Below are 17,591 nucleotides of genomic sequence, written 5' to 3' on the forward strand. Positions count from 1 at the left end.
GAGTATCACCCGGTCAGGCTTGCCTTAGCTGCACGGTGTGCCACGTCACAACCCCTGCCCGGAAAATCCCTGGCCAATGGGGACAGGATGAACGCGTGCACACCGTGGATCACCTGGAATCGCTCTGCGCGCGAGCATGGCCCGCCCTGGCAGAAGTTTCGCTCGGAGATTGGTTGATGCGCGCGGCAGGTGGCTTCACCGGTCGCGCCAACAGCACGCTGACCTGCGGCGATCCCGGCCTCCCCGTTCCGGCGGCGTTGCGGGCCGTCCAGGGGTTCGCCCGCGAGCACGGCATCAAACCGACCGCCCACGTGACCACCGGCTCCGTGCACGAGCAGGCGATCGAAGCGGCCGGCTGGCGCGTCGACCACGACCACCCCGGTGGAGCGGCGTCGCAGGTGATGACGGGCCCGCTGGAGAAGTTCGCCGACGGCGTGGCCGAGAGCCGCGATCTTCCCGGATGGTGGGAACTCGCGGCCGGATCGGAGGTCTCCGCCGTCCAGCGGCACGTCCTCGGCAGCGGGGACGACGTGTGCTTCGCGAGCCTCACCGAGAACGACGTCGTCGTCGCGGCCGTGCGGGGCGCCGTCGTCGAGGACGTCCTGCACGTCGCCCGGCTCGCCGTGCGACCGGCACACCGCCGCCGGGGGCTCGCGAGGCGGCTCATGGGCGAGCTGGCGGGCTGGGGCCTGGCCCACGGCGCGACGACGTGCGTGCTCCAGGTCGCCGAGCACAACGAGGCGGCGATCAGGCTGTACGAGGACCTCGGCTGCACCGAGCACCACCGCTACCGCTACTGGATCCCCGCGGGGTCGTAGAGCCCCGGCCGGTTGGCCGCGTTGCGCGCCATCACGGCACCCACGGCGACCGCGCCGGTCAGCGCGCCGCCCGCGATCAACAGCAGCGTGCGCCAGTCGCCCAGCAGGAACTTGCCGATGCCCCCCGGCTCCAGGTAGCCGAGCGCGAAGATCGTGAAGAACCACACGAGGAGCGGGGCAGCGGCGACCACGACGCGCCCGGACAGGTCGGCCGCCCACTGCACCAGCAGCGGTGTGGTGACGACGGCCACCGCGATCGTGACGGGGAACGGGAGGTCGCCCAGCCGCGGCAGCAGCGTGCCGTCGAGGCGGACGAGCAGGAAGAACGTTTCGAGCACGGCGAGCACCGCTGCCTCGACGCACAGCAGCAGCAGGAGCAACCCTCGCGTGCTAACGCTCACCCAGTCCTCCGAACAAGTCCGTCGCCACGCCCTCCGCGGACCCCCTGGCGAGCACGTAGTACTCACCGCCGACCAGCGGCTGCGCGATGTTGTTCGACAACGCGTACCCGTCGTCCCACACACTGACCTGCGTCGAGTGTGCACGCAACGCGCGGCGCTTCGCAGTCAGGTGCCCGGAAACGTCGATCACGGTCGTGATGTCCTCGTCCGGCGTCACCGGCAGCTCACCGGCCTCCGGCAACCGGAACGCCTCCGGCACGTTCTCCAGCGCCTCGACACCGGCGTTCGTCGCGTCGCGGGACGTCACCGCGTAGAAGACCCGCTCGACGTCGGAGACCTGGGCACAAGCGGCCATGGTGATCTCGTGCGCGCGGATGTGGTCCGGGTGGCCGTAACCGCCGAACGCGTCGTAGCTGACCACGACCTGCGGCTTGACCTCGCGCAGAACCTCGACCAACTGCGCGGTCTGCTCCTCCAGCGAGCCCTGGACGAAGGCCCGGGGGTGGGCGTTCGACGGCACGTCGACCATGCCGGAGTCCCGCCACCGCCCGATTCCGCCGAGGAACCGGTGGTCCGTCACCCCGAGTGCGGCGCAGGCCGATCGCAGCTCACCCACCCGGTACCCGCCCAGCTGGTCGGCCTCCGCGGCCGCGAGCAGGGCCAGCGCGGGCGGGATGATCTCGCCCTCTTCCCCCAGCGTGCAGGTGACGACGGTGACGTGCGCGCCGGCCGAGGCGTAGCGCGCGATGGTGCCGCCGGTCCAGAGACTCTCGTCGTCCGGATGCGCGTGCACGAAGAGCAACCGTGGTGGGGCAGTCAGCGTCACCGAATCAGAGTAAAGCTGTGTTTGATTGCCCCCCTTCGGGGGGCGGCGAGATCGCCGGGGAGCCGGTCGTCCGGCCGAATCGCTCACGCCGAATTGGGCTTCGCCGAATTCGGCGTGAGCGGTTGACCGGACGACCGGCGCGATCTCGCGAATCCGCGTCAGGCGATTCCGTGGTACCTGGGCATCCTGAGGCGGATCGGCCCAAGACCGAGCCAGCCCAGGACCGAGTCGCACCGACCGAGTCGGCCCGAAGCCGGGTCAGCCCGAAGCCGGGTCAGCCCGAAGCCGGATCAGCCCAAGACCGAGTCGGCCCGAGGTCGAGTCAGCTCAACACCCGAGTCGCCCCAGCCAAGTCGGCCCGAGGCCGGGGCCAGCCGAGGCCGGACCGGCCCGAGGCCGAGTCGGCCCGAAGCCGAGTCAGCCCAAGACCGAGCCGGCCCGAAACCGAGCCAGCCCAACACCGAGCCAGCCCAACACCGCGTCGACCCGAGACTGGGTCAGCCCGGCACACAGCCATTCCGACACCGCGCCAGCCCGGCACCCCAGCCAGCCCAACACCGCGTCAGCCCGGCACCCAGCCAGCCCGAGGCCGCGACCCGCCGCCAACTGCTCAGACCACCTGGCGTTCCTCGGCGAAGTGGCACGCGGACAGCGTTCCGTCCGGACCGCCCCGCCGCTCCAGCCGCGGTTCCTCGACGGCGCAGATGTCCTGCGCCTTCCAGCACCGCGTCCGGAAGCGGCAGCCCGACGGCGGGTTGACCGGCGACGGCACGTCACCCGTCAGCACGATCCGCTGGCGTTTGCGCTCCTGCTTGGGGTCCGGCATCGGCACCGCGGACAGCAACGCCTGCGTGTACGGGTGCATCGGCCGGTTGTAGATGGTCTCGCGCTCGCCCATCTCGATGATCTTGCCGAGGTACATGACCGCGACCCGGTCGGAGATGTGCCGCACCACCGAGAGGTCGTGCGCGACGAACAGGTAGGCGAGGCCGAGCCGTTCCTGCAGCTCCTCCAACAGGTTCACGACACCGGCCTGCACCGAGACGTCCAAAGCGGACACCGGCTCGTCCAGCACCATGAACCGCGGGTTGAGCGCCAGCGCCCGTGCGATGCCGATGCGCTGCCGCTGACCGCCGGAGAACTCGTGCGGGTAGCGGTTGCGGTGCTCGGGGTTCAGGCCGACGAGCTCCAGCAGCTCGTCCACCCGCCGCTGGACGGCGCCGCGGGGCCCTTCGGCACCGTGGATCTGCAGCGGTTCCGCGATGATGTCGTTGACCTGCCACTTGGGGTTCAGCGACGCGTACGGGTCCTGGAAGACGATCTGGATGTCCTTGCGCAGCGGCCGGAGCTGCTTGGTGCTCATGGTCGTGAGCTCGCGGCCCTCGAACCTCACCGAGCCCGAGGTCGGCTTGTGGAGCTGCAGGATCGCGCGCCCGGTCGTCGACTTGCCGCAGCCGGACTCGCCGACCAGGCCGAGCGTCTCGCCGGGGTGCAGCGTGAACGACACCCCGGACACGGCCTGCACCGTGCCGACGTTGCGCGGGATGATCCCCTTGCCGCGCACGGGGAACTCCTTGACGAGGTCGATGACCTCCAGCAGCGGAGCGGTCACTTCGCCTCCTCATCGGTAACCAGGGATCCGTGCGCGGCCGTGACTTCGAGCGACTCGTCGGGACGTGCCGCCGCGAACACCGCCGGGTTCTCCACCGTGCCGATCTCGTCGTGCAGGAACAGGCGCTGCGGCTGGTCGACCGTCGCCAGGTGCTCCCAGCGGTGGCAGCGCGTCGTGTGGTTCGGGCCGGCCTCCTCGAGCTCCGGCTCCCACTCGTGGCACACCTCGGCGACGAGCGGGCAGCGCGGCGAGAAGGAGCAGCCGCTCGGCAGGTTCACGAGCGACGGCGGCGCGCCCTTGATCGGGGTGAGCCGCTTGCCGAGGCTCGCGGGGTTCGGCACGGACCCCAGCAGCCCCACGGTGTAGGGCATCCGCGGCTGTTCGAAGACGTCGTCGACGGGGCCGGACTCGACCACCGTGCCGCCGTACATCACCTGCACGCGGTTGACCATGCCCGCGACCACGCCGAGGTCGTGCGTGATCATGACGATCGCCGCGTCGGTCTCCGCCTGCAGGCGCAGCATGGTGTCGAGGATCTGCGCCTGCACCGTCACGTCGAGCGCGGTGGTCGGCTCGTCGGCGATGATCACGCTGGGATCGTTGATGATCGCCATCGCGATGACCACGCGCTGCCGCATGCCGCCGGAGAACTCGTGCGGGTACTGGGCCGCGCGCCGGTCCGGCTGCGGGATGCCGACGAGCTCCAGCGCCTCGACCGCCTTGGCCCACGCCGCCTTCTTGGAGACGTCGTGGTGCGCGCGGTAGGTCTCGGCGAGCTGCCACCCCACGGTGTAGACGGGGTTCAGCGACGTCATGGGGTCCTGGAAGATCATCGAGATGTGCTTGCTGCGGAACGGCTGCATCTGCTTGTAGGTGCGGCCGTTCAGCTCCTCGCCGCGGTAGCGGATGGAGCCCTCGACGATCGCGTTCTTGGGCAGCAGGCCCATGATCGCCATGGACGACACGGACTTGCCGGAGCCCGACTCGCCGACGATGCCCAGCACGTCGCCGGGGTTGAGGTCGAACGAGACGTTGCGCACGGCTCGGACGTCGCCGTCGTCGGTCGGGAACGTGACCGACAGGTCCTTGACCGACAGCAGCGGCGCGGTGGTGCCGGAGGACAGGAAGTCCTCCGGCAGTTCGGACGCAGTGGACATCAGGCACGCACCTTCGTCTGCCTCGGGTCGAACGCGTCGCGCAGGCCGTCACCGATGAAGTTGACGGCGAGGGACAGCGACACGAGCACGATGAACGGACCCCAGAACAGCCACGGCCGGTTCAGGAACTGCCCGTAGTTCTCCAGCACGATCACGCCGAGCGAGGTGTCCGGGGGCTGGACCCCCAGTCCCAGGAACGACAGCGCGGCCTCGGTGAGCACCGCGGCGGCGATCGCCAGCGTGGCGTTGACGGTGATGCTGCCGATCATGTTCGGCACCAGGTGCTTGAAGATGATGCGCGGCGTCGAGGCGCCGCAGGCCCGCGCCGCCTCGACGAACTCCCGCTGCGCCAGGGAAAGCGTCTCGCCGCGGGTGATGCGGGCGATCTGCATCCACGCGAACGCGGCGAGCACCAGCGCGACCACGTACCAGCTACCGGAGAAGCCCTTCACGACGATCGCGGCGACCGCGATCTGCGGGATGATCAGCAGCAGGTCGACCAGGCGCATCAGCGCCGTGTCGACGAAGCCGCGCAGATATCCCGCCAGGGCACCGAAAGTCACGCCGATGACGGTCGCCAGCGCGGCCACGATCAACGCGATCTGCAACGAGTAGGCCGTGCCGCGCATGAGCAGCGCCAGCATGTCCTTGCCGACCTGGGTGGTGCCGAGCGGGTGGGCTCCGCTCATCGGCTGGTACGACTTGCTGGTCACGTCCTCGTAGTCGTAGGTCCACAGGAACGGGCCCAGGAACGCGAACAGGACGAGGAAGACGAAGACGCCGAGGCTCACCATCGCGAGCCGGTGGCGCAGGAAGCGCCGCAGGACGAGCTGGCCCTGCGTGCGGGTCTTGGCGGCGTCGAACTCGTGCGAGCCGGCCTGGGGAGCGCTGCCGACCACGCCGCCCTCGACCGCCAGGTTCATGTCAGCCAAGGCGAATCCTAGGGTCGAGGACGCCGTACACGATGTCGGCGATCAGGTTGAACAGCACGATCAGGGTCGCGGTGACCGCGAGCCAGCCCATCAGCATGGGCGGGTCGAACTGCCGCACGGAGTTCACCAGCAGCGTGCCCATGCCGGACCAGCCGAACACGGTCTCGGTGATGATCGCGCCGGAGAGCACGGCGCCGAAGTTCAGCGAGAACAGCGTGGCGACGGGGATGAGCGCGTTGCGGAACGCGTGCCGGAAGACGACCCGGCCCTGCGAGATGCCCTTCGCCCGCGCGGTGCGCACGAAGTCCGAGTGCAGGATCTCCAGCATGGAGGCGCGTTCGAACCGGCTGTACGCGGCGAAGCTGATCAGCATCAGCGCGACCGTCGGCAGCAGGAACGTGCCGGTGTACTTGAAGACCACCTCGCCGAAGCTGCCGGTGAAACCGCCCGGCCGCGGGCCGGCGGTGGTGAGCCAGCGGTCCAGCCCCATCGACTCCAGGACGTTGTTGAACTGGATGCCGTAGTTCTTCACGATGACCGCGACGCAGAAGATCGGCATCGAGAACATGAGGAACGCGGTGCTGGTGGCGAGGTAGTCGAAGATCGAGTACTGGCGCACGGCGGCGAGGACACCGACCGCGACACCCAGGGTGAGAGCGAGGAGCTCGGCGCCGATGACGAGCCGTCCCGTGGTCCACAGCGCGTCCGTGACGGCGGGGAAGACAGCGGTCTTGGCCTGGCCGAGCGCGATGCTCTGGCCCCAGTCACCGCTCAGGAAGCCGATGAGCCAGTTCCAGTAGCGGACGACGACGGGCTGGTCGAGACCGAGCGAGATCTCGGCGGCCTTGATGTCGGCTTCGGTCACTCCCGGCCGGAACCGCATCTCCGCCAAGGGGTTTCCGGCGGTGGCGACGAGGACGTAACAGGCGAAGCTGCCGATCAGCAGGATGGGTACGGAGATCAGCAGCCGGCGGATGATGTAGCGGATCACGGCGGGCTCCTAGGGACAACCCGGCCTGGGCGGAACCGGACTCGTGGTCCGGTCCCGCCCGGTCAGGCGTTGCGCGCTTCAGCTGAGGCGGTTACTTGGTCTGCCACTCGTTGGCGTTCCACAGCGCGCCGTAGTAGCTCTGGAAGTACACGCGGTCGAGACCCTTGAAGGCCCACATGTTCGGCATCTGGAACAGCGGGAAGGAAGCGTAGGCGCCTGCCAGCGCCTCGTCGGCCTCCTGGAAGTACTTCAGGGAGTCGGCGATCGACGTCTGGGACACGGCCTGCTTCAGGGCCGCGTCGGCCTTCGGCACCGACAGGTTCTGCCAGTTCTGGCCACCACCGGTCTCGTAGATCGACTTCTTGCCGCTCTTGAAGGGCGCGGACGACCAGGCGAACAGGGCGACGTCGTAGTCACCGGCGGACACGCGCTCGTCGAGGAAGTTCGGGTCGGTGTCGTCCTTGACCTCGATGCCGGCTTCCTTGCACTGGCCCTGGATCAGCTCGACGGTCTGCTTGCGGCGCGGGATGTCGGTGTGGCTGATCCGGAAGGAGGCGCGCACGCCGTCCTTCGCGAACACGCCGTCGGCGCCCTGCGTCCAGCCCGCCTCGGTCAGGATCTTCTTGGACTCGGCCGCGTCGCCCTTGGCCTTGTCCGCGTACACGTCCTTGTAGCCCTCGTCCTTCGGGAAGAAGATCAGGCTGCCCAGCGGCTTGGCGTCGGCCTGCACCTCGCTGATGAGCTTGTCGATGATGTCCTGGCGCTTGACGCACATGAAGAACGCCTTGCGGACCTCTTCCTTCGACAGCACCGGGTGCTTCATCTGGATGTCGAGGTGCTCGAACGACAGGCCGGGGCCCGCGCCGAACGTCACGCCCTGGGCGTTGAGGCCCTTGAGCTTGGTGGCCGCGTTCGCGTCGGGCTGCGCCATCGAGTTGACGGCGACCTCGCCGTTCTCCAGGGCCTGCGCCTGCGCGATGGGGTCCGGGATCGCCTTCAGCACGATCTTCTCGGGACCGCCGGGCTTGCCGATCCACTTCGCGTTGCGCTCGAGCGTCACCGACTGGTTCGGCTCGAAGGCCGTCAGCGCGTACGACCCGGCGCTGGGCATCAGGTCCTTGGTGAAGCCGTTCCACTTGTCGTTCCAGAAGTCGGCGGCCTTGGTCAGCTCGTCCGCGCTGGCCGAGGCGGTCAGCTTCGTGACGTCCGCGACACCGGTCTGCTTCTCGAGGACGTGCGCCGGGAGGACGTCGGTGTTGTAGAGGCTCTCGTAGTCCGGGTACGGCTCCTTGAAGGTGCCGACGAACGTCTGGTCGTCCTTGCACTCACCGGTCATCAGGTCGTAGCCGGTCGTGGTCGCGGCCTTGAAGTACTTGGAGCCGTCGGCCTTCTTCGCGCTGTTCGACTGGGTCAGCCACGCCAGGTAGAAGTCGTCGCAGTCCCAGGCCTCGCCGTCGGACCAGGAGACGCCCTTCTTCAGCTTCCAGGTCACGACCTGCGGAGACTTCGAGGTGACCTCGATCGACTCCATGACGTCCTTGTTCAGGACGACCTTGTTGTTGCCGTTGATGATGTGCGCACCAGGCTGCACGAGCGCCAACGCGAACGTGTTGTAAGACTGGTTCGCGTCCTCGGTCGCGTTGTTGTACGAGGTGAACGGCTTGTCCGTCGACACGACGACCTGGCCGCTCTGCTTCGTATCCGGCGCGGTGTAGCCGTCCGCGGACTCACCGCGAGCGACGGCCATCTCCGCGACGGTGGCGTCGCCACCGTCCGCGTCGTTGGTCCCGCCACCGCCACCACACGCACCCAGCACGAGAGACACGCTGGAAATCAGCGCAATCGCCGGAAGTGCTCTGGTTCTCCTCATCGACACATGCCCTCCTAGCACTGGGCGGCCGTGGCCAGTCGGCATGCACGCCCATAACCGTGATGTGCCATCCGCGCCCCGAACCGGCACATCGTGGGCAGCACGGTAAGAACCTGGTGAGGCGGCGGTCACTACCTGGAAGGGCGATCGTGACCCAATGGAGACAGGTTGTAGCGCGCGGCGATGGCCCGATTACCGGGCGCCAGCGTTCGTTGACCGGGCGTGCGGAATTCTGTCAACGACAGCCGCCGAACGCAGCAACGCCCCGACGAGGCGCGCAACGGAGTTCCCGCCCCGGCGCTACTTGTCGAGCCGACGCCATTCGGGCGCTTCGCTCAGCACGCCCGCCAGTGGTGCCCCGGTGTCGACGCCCGAAACCGTCGGGAGCACCCCGAGCAGGTCGACGACCTGGAACAACGGCACCGCCACGGCCTGGTCCCGCAGCTGCGGCTCGATCCGCGCCAGCGCCTCCGACAGCAGCACCTTGCCGTTCAGCGCGGCGTCGACGTCGGCCTGGATCGCCCGGTCGCAGAACCCGGCCGGGTTCTGCGGGCTCAGCGTGGCCCCGTCGGGCGCGTCACCGGCACAGCCGTACGTGCTCGCGAGCCCGGCCGCCGAGTCGCCGGCGTCGACCCGCGGCACGACAGCGATGTCGACGTCCTTCTCGACGAGCTGCTTGCTGAAGAGGTCCTCGGCGTTCGGCGTGACGACCTCGGAGGAGATCCCGCGCTCCTGGAGCTGCGCTTTGACCCGGTTGGCGAGGCTGACGTACGGCTCGGCCTTCTCCGGCGCGGCGATGCGGAGCTTGAGCGGCTTGCCGTCCTTCTGCCACTCGGTGCCGTTCTTCGCGTACCCGGCCTCGGTGAGCAACTGCTCGGCCGCCGCGGGGTCGAGCGTGTTGCCCGTGATGGTGGGCTGGTACCCGGTGCGGCTGGGCGGCACGACGTAGGAGTCGGCCCGGTACTGCGCGCTCGGCCCGCTCTGGGTGCCGGACGCGATGAGCGCGTCCCGGTCGAGCGAGGCCACGATCGCCTTGCGCGCCTTGACGTCCCTGAGCTGCTCGCTCGCCGGGCGCAGCAGGACCTGCACGACCTCGTTGCGCGGCACGGACTTCGTGGTGACGCCTGAAACGGCCTTGAGCAGGTTCACGTCCGCCGCGTCCGCCCGCAGCAGGGCCGCCTGGTTGTCGCCTTTGGACAGTGACTCGGCCATCGCGCTGTGGGTGGCCCGCCTGATCACCACGCGGTCGAGCGTCGTCGGCACCTCCCAGTACCGGTCGCTGCGCTCGAGCACGACCTCGCCGCGCGGCTCGTCGAGGCTGCGCACCTGGAACGGCCCCGCGGTGGCGGGGAAGTTGGTGGAGAGCACGTTCGACCACGTGCCGGGCGCGTCCTTGAGCAGGTGGGCGGGCAGCAGGTTCGCGAACAACGACCGCCAGCCGGGGAACGGCTTGCCGAACGAGACCTCGACGACCTTGCCGCCCTCGCGCGCGCTGATGTTGTTGATGAGCCTGTAACCGGCCGGATCCACCACACCGGGCTCGACGCGCATACGCTGCCACAGGTAGTAGAAGTCCTCGGCGGCGATCGGCGCGCTGTCCGACCAGCTCGCGTCCTTGCGGATCGAGTAGGTGACCGTGAACGGCTCGGCCTTCGTGACCTTCGCACTGACCATGAGGTTCCGGTCGAGCTGCGGCGCGCCGTCGGGCCCCGGCCGGAAGACGCTCGGCAGCAGCAGGGAGCTCAGCGCGGTGGTGATGGGGCTCTGGGCGGCGTAGGAGTGCGGGTTGTAGCCACCCGCCACGTCGTCCACGCCGACCACGACCTCGGTGACCTTCGGCCCCGTGGTGGTGATGACGGGCGCCTCGGACTTCGGGACCAGCGGCGGAGGCGGCGTGTTCGTGCACGCCGCGGCTGTGCCGCACAGAACGGCGGCAGCCAGCACTCCCCCGAGTCGCCTCATGGTCCTCACATTGCCAGAAGGATGGTGGTGGTGTTCGGGCAACCCAAGGTTTTGTCACCCGCGCCACTACGTGTGACGTGTCGCGGGGTTCCGGGGTTGCTCGCCCGGTGAGTAGTACGGCTCACCTGGCCGGGTGGTTCGGTCCTGGCCGGGTGGTTCGGTGCCGGGGCGGTTGTCCTGCCGGGGCCGCCGGCCGGGAGAGCGCACAACGCGAGGGGCGGCCGGGCCATCGGCCCGGCCGCCCCTCAGGCGTTGCTCCTGTGCGGCGTCAGCCGCGCTGCTTCAGCCGCGAGCGCTCGCGGCCGCGCAGGTTCGCGTCCAGCGTCACCTTGCGCACGCGCACGACCTCCGGCGCGACCTCCACGCACTCGTCGGAGGCGCAGAACTCCAGCGCCTCCTCCAGCGAGAGCTTGCGGGGACGGGCCAGGGTCTCCATCACGTCGGCCGTGGAGGAGCGCATGTTGGTGAGCTTCTTCTCGCGGCAGACGTTGACGTCGAGGTCCTCGGCGCGCGGGTTCTCGCCCACGACCATGCCCTCGTAGGCGTCGGCGCCCGGCTCGACGAAGAAGGTGCCGCGGTCGGCGAGCTGGATCATCGCGTAGGCGGTGATCGAGCCGGCGCGGTCGGCCACCAGCGAGCCGTTGTGGCGGGTGCGGATCTCGCCCGCCCACGGGCCGTAGCCCTCGGACACGGCGTTGGCGATGCCGGTGCCGCGGGTCTCGGTGAGGAACTCCGTGCGGAAGCCGATCAGGCCGCGCGACGGGACCACGTAGTCGAGCTTGATGCGGCCGGTGCCGTGGCCCGACATGTTCTCCATGCGGCCCTTGCGGTTGGCCAGGAGCTGCGTGACGGCGCCGAGGTGCTCCTCGGGGCAGTCGACGGACAGGCGCTCGAACGGCTCGTGGACCTTGCCGTCGACCGTGCGCGTCACGACCTGGGGCTTGCCCACGGTCAGCTCGAAGCCCTCGCGGCGCATCTGCTCGACCAGGATGGCCAGCGCCAGCTCGCCGCGGCCCTGCACCTCCCAGGTGTCCGGGCGCTCGGTCGGGAGGACGCGCACGGACACGTTGCCGACGAGCTCCGAGTCGAGGCGGGACTTCAGCAGGCGCGCGGTCAGCTTGGTGCCGCCGTTGCGGCCGGCCAGCGGCGAGGTGTTCACACCGACGGTCATCGAGATCGCGGGCTCGTCGACGGTGATGCGGGGCAGCGCCACCGGGTTCTCGGCGTCGGCCAGGGTGTCACCGATGGTGATCTCCGGGATGCCGGCGATGGCGACCAGGTCACCTGCCCTGGCCACCTCGGCGGGCACGCGCTCGAGCGCCTCGGTGATCAGCAGCTCGGTGATGCGGACCTTGACCGGGTCGCCGTCCTCGCGGCACCACGCCACGGTCTCGCCCTTGCGCAGCGTGCCCCGGTGGATGCGGCACAGTGCGATGCGGCCGAGGAACGCCGAGGCGTCGAGGTTCGTGACGAGCGCCTGGAGCGGGCCGTCGATGTCGACGTGCGGGGCGGGGATGTGGTCGAGCAGCACCTGGAACAGGGTGTCGAGGTTCTCCTCGTCCGGCAGGCCGCCGTCCTCGGGCTGGGTGAGCGACGCGCGACCGGCGCGCGCGGAGGCGTAGACGACCGGCAGGTCCAGCACGGACTCGTCGGCGCCCACCTCGGTCGCGAGGTCGAGCAGCAGGTCGTGGGCTTCTTCGACGACCTCGGAGATCCGGGCGTCGGGGCGGTCGACCTTGTTGACCAGCAGGATCACCGGCAGACCGGCGGCCAGCGTCTTGCGCAGCACGAACCGGGTCTGGGGCAGCGGGCCCTCGGAGGCGTCGACCAGCAGGACGACACCGTCGACCATCGACAGCGCGCGCTCGACCTCGCCGCCGAAGTCGGCGTGGCCGGGGGTGTCGACGACGTTGATGATCACGTCGCCGTCCGGCGTGTGCCTGCGCACCGCCGTGTTCTTGGCGAGGATCGTGATGCCCTTCTCACGCTCGAGCTCGCCGGAGTCCATGACCCGGTCGACGAGCTCGGCACGCGCGGAGAAGGCGCCGGACTGGCGCAGCATGGCGTCGACCAGGGTGGTCTTGCCGTGGTCGACGTGCGCGACGATCGCGACATTTCGCAGGTCAGTTCGCGTCTGAAGGGCAGACGCGGTGGCCGTGGGCACGCAGAACTCCTAGAGCTTCGAAGGCGTTGGAGGGGCTCGCGCCGGAAACGTCGATGCGCACAGCCAATACCAATGGTACCGGCCGCGTCGGCATTACCACACAAGAGTGTCCAGTGAAGTGAGCCTCACCTACTCTAGCGACACGTGTCGGAGTGGAGAGCAACCAGTGGGTAAAAAGCTCAAGAAGAAGTGCTGTCGATCGAAGCCCCAATGCCAGCGCTGCCCGGTTCCGTTCCTGCTCAAGGAGCGGGACAAGGCCCGCAGGAAGGCCGCGAAAAAAGCGGCGAAGGCGGCCAGGAAGGCGGCCGGGAAGGCGGCCGGGGCCGCGTGAGCCCGCCGGGTCGGGGCTCATGCCGACAAAGCCCTGATCGCCTCGAACGTCACTCGATGGAGAGCGCCCGCGCCGGTCGGCGCTCCGTGCCGAAGCTCACCTCGCCGCCCGCTGCCCGAACCGACCGGCCGGTTGCTCCCACTGACCCGCCGGTCCCCCGAAGCAAGCGGTCAGCCGGACGAACGGACCGGCCAGTCCCCCACCCATCCGGTCGTGGACACCGGTCCAGAAGCCGAACGGCACCCGCGATCGCGCGTTCGGCACCGCGATCGCCTGGCCGGCCGAACAGGGCTAGCGCTGGAGCACCGCCTCGTTCAGCTTCGCGAGCTCGGGCGCGGTCCGCGTCGCCTCGAACTCGCAGATCTCGTACTTCACCAGCTTCTGCTCGGCCCACGGGTCGGTGGCGAGCAGCGCTTCGAGCCTGCCGCGGGGCATGGGCCGCGTGATGATCACGCCGCCGGTCCTCGGCACCTGACGCCCCGAGGCGAGGAAGAGACCTCGCTCGTACTGCTTCTCGACCCACGCGCGGTGGTCGGGGAGGGCGTAGTCGATCTGTTCCAGTGGCGCGACGTACTTCAGCAACACGATGAACATGTTCCGACGGTAGTCCTATACTCGTGGGCGTGCGCCCTCTCAACGCCTTCTGGTGGGCCGCCTTCAGGCGGCCGGAGTAGCTGTGCGCTGACGCGAACACAGGCCGCCCGTGACGGGCGGCCTTTTTCGTGCGCTTCGTCCGGGTGGCCCACCTGCGAAAGGACGAAGACCATGATCAGGCTCTCGGCCATCACCCCCTCCGGCCAGGTCCACCTCGGCAACTACCTCGGTGCCCTGCGCACGTGGGCTCGTGAGGGCACCGAGGAGGACGTGTACTTCATCAGCGACCTGCACGCGATGACGTCGTCGCACAACCCGCAACGGCTGCGGTCCATGACGCGCGAACAGCTCGCCGTGCTGATAGCGAGCGGCATCAGCCCGGCGAGCGTGTGCGTGCAGAGCGATCTGATCCGCGAGCTGGGGGCCCTCAACTGGGTGCTGGAGTGCACCTGCACCTACGGCGAGGCCGCGCGCATGATCCAGTTCAAGGAGAAGTCGCTCGGCCGCGACTCCGTGCGGCTGAGCCTGCTCACCTACCCGGTGCTGATGGCGGCGGACATCCTGTTGCAGGGCACCGCCGAGGTCCCGGTGGGCGAGGACCAGCTCCAGCACGTCGAGCTGGCCCGCGCGCTCGCCCGGCGCTTCAACAACGCCTACGGCGAGGCCTTCCTCGTGCCGAACGCCGTGGTGCCGAAGGTGGGCGCGCGCATCAAGGACCTCTCGGACCCGGCGCGCAAGATGGACAAGTCGGCTCGGAGCTCCACGGGGGTCGTGTTCGTGCTCGACGAACCGGACCTGGTGCGGCGCAAGGTCCGGCGCGCGGTCTCCTCGACCGAGGGCATCGCGAACCTGACCGAGATCCTCGCCTCCTGCACCGGCGAGGAGCCGGAGGACTTCACCGGCAGGTTCGCCGACCTCAAGAACGCCGTGGCGGAAGCGGTGGTCGACCAGCTCCGCCCGGTGCGCGAGCGCACGCTGGAGCTCCTCGCCGACCCGGCGGAGCTGGAGCGCGTCCGGTCCGCCGGCGCGGACCGGGCCCGCGAACGCGCGCAGCACCGGCTGAACGCGGCGCTGCGGCTGTCCGGGCTCAGTTGAGGAGCCGTTGAAGGGCGGGCACCAGCACCCGGTCCGCGGGCAGCCAGTCCACGGACGGCAGCTCGTCGGCGGTGAGCCACTTGACGGCGTTGTGCTCCAGCGCTTCCGGCTCACCGCCGGCGAGCCGTGCCGCGAAGACCCGCAGCACCAGGTCCTCCTTCAGCGGCACGTCCGGCCCGACCTGCTCACCCACCTCGACGGACGCGCCGAGCTCCTCGACGCACTCGCGTGCCAGCGCCTCTTCCGGCTGCTCGCCGTCCTCGACGCGTCCGCCGGGCAGTTCCCACTGCCCCGCATGGCTTTCCGGGTAGGACCGCTGCTGCGCGAGCAACCGTCCACCCCGGACGATCGCCGCACCGACCACGACGCGGGCGGCGCACAGCTCCCGGCACCGCCGGGCGAGCAGCGCCGAGCGCTTGTCCAGCACCCGCAACGCCATTCCGCGCCCGACCGTGATGTCCGCGAACCGGCCGACCACGCCTCCGACGGTCGTCCAGCTCACGCGGTCGACCACCATCGTCCCGGCGCCGGTCGCCACGAGGTCCGTGTGCAGCTCGAGGAAGTCCCCGGCGGCCGACACCCCGGACAGGTCGGCGCGGGTGACCGCGAGCCGCACGCCGAACGGCCCGGTGAGAACGCTGCCCAGGCGCAGCAGCGGCCCCTGCACCGCCACCCCGAAGCCCGTGATCAGCGAGGTGTCCAGCAGGGCTCCGGCGACAACGGCGAGGGGCGCGTCGACCAGCGCCGACGTTCGCAACTCTGGCACAGGAGGTGACTACCAGGACGGCCAGCGGATCTCCAAACGGGCACCGCCGGCGGGCGACTCCGCTGCCAGCACCGACCCGCCCCGCCGCCGCACGAGGTGCGCCACGAGCGCGAGTCCGAGCCCGAACCCGCCCGAGCGCCGCCCGCGGTCCTCGTCGACGCGGTAGAACCGGTCGAACACCTTCGTCCGGTGCTCCACGGGAATCCCGTGCCCGTCGTCGTCCACGAGCAACCGCACGTCCCGCGCCACCGGCACCAGGGTGAGCGTGATCGTCGAGAACGCGTACCGGGCCGCGTTGCGCAGCAGGTTGTCGAGCACCAGCTCGACCTCGGACCGGGTGGCCGACACGAGGCAGGCCGACGGCGGGGCGTTCAGCCGCACCAGCAGCTCCGTGTCCAGCCGGGAGATCGCCGCCTCCGCCTCCAGCACGAGGTCGACCGCCTCCGCCCCGGGCGGCTTGCCCGTGTCGGCGCGGGCCAGGATGAGCAGCGAGTCCACCAGCGCGCTGAGCCTGATCGACTCCTCGACGACCGACTCCAGCACCTCGATCGAGAAGTCCGGGTCCGGGTGCGCGACGGCGACCTCGGCCTGCGCCCGCACCGACGCCACCGGCGACCGCAGCTCGTGCGCGGCGTCCCCGGTGAACCGCCGCAGCCGGTCCGACGCCTCGTCCCGCCTGGCCAGCAACGCGTTCAGCGCCTCCGCCAGTGCCTGGAGCTCGTCCCGCGACGGCGGCACCGGCAACCGCTCGCCGTGCGGCAGCTCCCCGGCGGCGACCCTCATCCGTTCGACGGGCCGCAACGACGAGCGCACCGACAGCCAGGTGGCGATGCCCACGAGCCCCGCCACCAGCACCGCCGCGACGGCCAGCCACCGCGTCCCCAGCGTGTTGGCCCTGTCGTACCCGAGCAGGTCCGCCGCGTGCACCTCCAGCCGCGGAGACCCGTCCGCGGTGAACACCACCCGCCCCCGGAACCGGTGGGCGGAGGCCCCCTCCCGCCTGAGCACCGGTTGCCCCGACTTCAACGTCCGGATGTCCTGCGCCGTCAGCGGCAGCGGCGGCTTGCCGTCCACCGGCACCCCGGACACGTCGAGCACCCTGGCCGGCGACTTCTCGATCTCCTGGTCCACCGCGGAGATCTGGACGAGCCCGATCAGCGCGGGCGCCAGCCCGGTGAAGGCCAGCAGGCACAGCAGCGCCACCCCCGTGGCCACCACGGTGATGCGGAACCGCAGCGTCCGCCGGAACCACCAGCGGCGAGGACTCACCTGTTGCCCAGGGCGCTGTCGAGGTCCGGAGTCGACGCGATGTACCCGTGCCCCCGGATCGTCCGCACGACCTCCCCCGCCCCCACCGCCTCCAGCTTGCGCCGCAGGTACCCCACGTACACCTCGACGGCGTTGCGGGTGGCGGCCTGCTCGTCGCCCCACACGGTCCGCAGCAGCTCGTCCTTGGTCACCACCGACCCGGCGCGGGAGGCCAGCACGTCGAGCACCGCGTACTCCCGCGGGCTCAGCGACACGTCCTGCCCCGCCCAGCTGACCTCGCGCAGCCCCCGGTCGATCACGAGGTTGCCCAGCGTGAGCTTGCGCCGCGCCCCGCCCCCGCGCCGCAGCAGAGCCCGGACCTGGGCGACCAGCACCACGAAGCTGAAGGGCTTGACCAGGTACCCGTCGGCGCCGAGGTCGAGCCCGTCCGCCTGGTCGACCTCCCCGTCCTTGGCGGACACCATCAGCACGGGGGTGCGCACCCCGTCGGCCCGCATCCGCTGCAACACCCGGTACCCGGACAGCCCCGGCAGCATGATGTCGAGCAGCACCACGTCGAAGGCCCCGGTCAGCGCCACCCGCAACGCCGTGGGCCCGTCAGCGGCCGTGACGACCTCCATGCCCTCGGCCGAGAGGCCACGCTCCAACGCCCGGCGCACACCGGCTTCGTCGTCCACGACCAGCACTCGAGGCTTCACACGCCACAGCATGCCGCGCCCGGCTCCCGGCCGCCCGCAAGATCTCAGCCGACTCTCAGCCGACGTCGGCCACACCGTGCTGCGGCGGGCCGAAACACCAGGTAG

At 70.1% G+C, this 17,591-nt stretch carries 16 protein-coding genes; 3 read left to right on the plus strand and 13 right to left on the minus strand.

All coding sequences use genetic code 11. The features are described 5' to 3' along the window. Positions 1-104: 104 nt before the first annotated feature. Positions 105-818 carry a GNAT family N-acetyltransferase gene (locus BMW88_RS06370; RefSeq protein WP_425434633.1) on the plus strand — a complete coding sequence of 238 codons (714 nt, stop codon included), beginning with the start codon at positions 105-107 and terminating at the stop codon, positions 816-818. Here BMW88_RS06370 and BMW88_RS06375 read toward each other — a convergent pair. From BMW88_RS06375 to typA, 9 genes are all read right to left on the minus strand, one after another. Beyond that, positions 794-1,219: a hypothetical protein gene (locus BMW88_RS06375; RefSeq protein ID WP_089949673.1), complete on the minus strand. Its 426-nt coding sequence runs from the start codon at positions 1,217-1,219 to the stop codon at positions 794-796. The genes BMW88_RS06370 and BMW88_RS06375 overlap by 25 nt on opposite strands. Further along, on the minus strand, positions 1,209-2,045 hold the full coding sequence (mshB, locus tag BMW88_RS06380; protein ID WP_089949674.1) for an N-acetyl-1-D-myo-inositol-2-amino-2-deoxy-alpha-D-glucopyranoside deacetylase: 837 nt from the start codon (positions 2,043-2,045) through the stop codon (positions 1,209-1,211). The genes BMW88_RS06375 and mshB overlap by 11 nt, the downstream gene beginning before the upstream one ends. Positions 2,046-2,655: 610 nt before the next feature. Beyond that, entirely contained in the window at positions 2,656-3,657 is a 1,002-nt protein-coding gene (locus tag BMW88_RS06385; RefSeq protein ID WP_089949675.1) for an ABC transporter ATP-binding protein, read from the minus strand. Beyond that, positions 3,654-4,814 (minus strand): ABC transporter ATP-binding protein, encoded by a 1,161-nt coding sequence (locus BMW88_RS06390; protein WP_089949676.1) that lies wholly within the window; start codon positions 4,812-4,814, stop codon positions 3,654-3,656. Before BMW88_RS06390 ends, BMW88_RS06385 begins: the two co-directional genes overlap by 4 nt. Continuing rightward, positions 4,814-5,737, minus strand: coding sequence for an ABC transporter permease (locus BMW88_RS06395; protein ID WP_089949677.1), 924 nt, complete (start codon positions 5,735-5,737; stop codon positions 4,814-4,816). Before BMW88_RS06395 ends, BMW88_RS06390 begins: the two co-directional genes overlap by 1 nt. A gap of 1 nt (position 5,738) precedes the next feature. Then, positions 5,739-6,737: an ABC transporter permease gene (locus tag BMW88_RS06400; RefSeq protein ID WP_089949678.1), complete on the minus strand. Its 999-nt coding sequence runs from the start codon at positions 6,735-6,737 to the stop codon at positions 5,739-5,741. Between the two features lie 91 nt (positions 6,738-6,828). Continuing rightward, on the minus strand, positions 6,829-8,553 hold the full coding sequence (locus BMW88_RS06405; RefSeq protein ID WP_342714943.1) for an ABC transporter family substrate-binding protein: 1,725 nt from the start codon (positions 8,551-8,553) through the stop codon (positions 6,829-6,831). Between the two features lie 354 nt (positions 8,554-8,907). Then, positions 8,908-10,569 (minus strand): ABC transporter family substrate-binding protein, encoded by a 1,662-nt coding sequence (locus BMW88_RS06410; protein WP_089949680.1) that lies wholly within the window; start codon positions 10,567-10,569, stop codon positions 8,908-8,910. 268 nt (positions 10,570-10,837) lie between these two features. After that, positions 10,838-12,733, minus strand: a complete 1,896-nt coding sequence (gene typA / locus BMW88_RS06415) for a translational GTPase TypA (protein ID WP_089949681.1) — start codon at positions 12,731-12,733, stop codon at positions 10,838-10,840. A 166-nt stretch (positions 12,734-12,899) separates the two neighbouring features. Between typA and BMW88_RS41680 the strand changes: the two genes are divergently transcribed. After that, entirely contained in the window at positions 12,900-13,064 is a 165-nt protein-coding gene (locus BMW88_RS41680; protein WP_177220974.1) for a hypothetical protein, read from the plus strand. Between the two features lie 291 nt (positions 13,065-13,355). Here the strand turns inward: BMW88_RS41680 and BMW88_RS06420 are convergent, their stop codons facing one another. After that, positions 13,356-13,658 (minus strand): YciI family protein, encoded by a 303-nt coding sequence (locus BMW88_RS06420; RefSeq protein ID WP_089949682.1) that lies wholly within the window; start codon positions 13,656-13,658, stop codon positions 13,356-13,358. A gap of 171 nt (positions 13,659-13,829) precedes the next feature. On the opposite strand from BMW88_RS06420, the gene trpS reads away from it, so the two are divergent. Beyond that, positions 13,830-14,753 carry a tryptophan--tRNA ligase gene (trpS, locus tag BMW88_RS06425; RefSeq protein WP_089949683.1) on the plus strand — a complete coding sequence of 308 codons (924 nt, stop codon included), beginning with the start codon at positions 13,830-13,832 and terminating at the stop codon, positions 14,751-14,753. Here trpS and BMW88_RS06430 read toward each other — a convergent pair. The 3 genes from BMW88_RS06430 to BMW88_RS06440 all read right to left on the minus strand — a co-directional run bounded on the left by BMW88_RS06430 (position 14,746) and on the right by BMW88_RS06440 (position 17,498). Further along, positions 14,746-15,135, minus strand: a complete 390-nt coding sequence (locus tag BMW88_RS06430; RefSeq protein WP_245777664.1) for a (deoxy)nucleoside triphosphate pyrophosphohydrolase — start codon at positions 15,133-15,135, stop codon at positions 14,746-14,748. The two genes, trpS and BMW88_RS06430, sit on opposite strands and share 8 nt — an antisense overlap. Before the next feature lie 393 nt (positions 15,136-15,528). After that, positions 15,529-16,788, minus strand: coding sequence for a sensor histidine kinase (locus tag BMW88_RS06435; RefSeq protein WP_089949684.1), 1,260 nt, complete (start codon positions 16,786-16,788; stop codon positions 15,529-15,531). Further along, positions 16,785-17,498, minus strand: a complete 714-nt coding sequence (locus BMW88_RS06440; RefSeq protein ID WP_177220975.1) for a response regulator transcription factor — start codon at positions 17,496-17,498, stop codon at positions 16,785-16,787. Before BMW88_RS06440 ends, BMW88_RS06435 begins: the two co-directional genes overlap by 4 nt. Positions 17,499-17,591: the final 93 nt, after the last annotated feature.

Source organism: Lentzea xinjiangensis (assembly GCF_900110955.1).
Taxonomy (GTDB): domain Bacteria; phylum Actinomycetota; class Actinomycetes; order Mycobacteriales; family Pseudonocardiaceae; genus Lentzea; species Lentzea xinjiangensis.

Excerpts from the sequence above, each read along its gene's own strand:
- BMW88_RS06390 (WP_089949676.1), bottom strand. The coding sequence starts at position 4,814 with ATGTCCACTGCGTCCGAACTGCCGGAGGACTTCCTGTCCTCCGGCACC.
- BMW88_RS06395 (WP_089949677.1), bottom strand. The coding sequence starts at position 5,737 with ATGAACCTGGCGGTCGAGGGCGGCGTGGTCGGCAGCGCTCCCCAGGCC.
- BMW88_RS06410 (WP_089949680.1), bottom strand. The coding sequence starts at position 10,569 with ATGAGGCGACTCGGGGGAGTGCTGGCTGCCGCCGTTCTGTGCGGCACA.
- BMW88_RS06420 (WP_089949682.1), bottom strand. The coding sequence starts at position 13,658 with ATGTTCATCGTGTTGCTGAAGTACGTCGCGCCACTGGAACAGATCGAC.
- trpS (WP_089949683.1), top strand. The coding sequence starts at position 13,830 with ATGATCAGGCTCTCGGCCATCACCCCCTCCGGCCAGGTCCACCTCGGC.
- BMW88_RS06440 (WP_177220975.1), bottom strand. The coding sequence starts at position 17,498 with ATGCTGTGGCGTGTGAAGCCTCGAGTGCTGGTCGTGGACGACGAAGCC.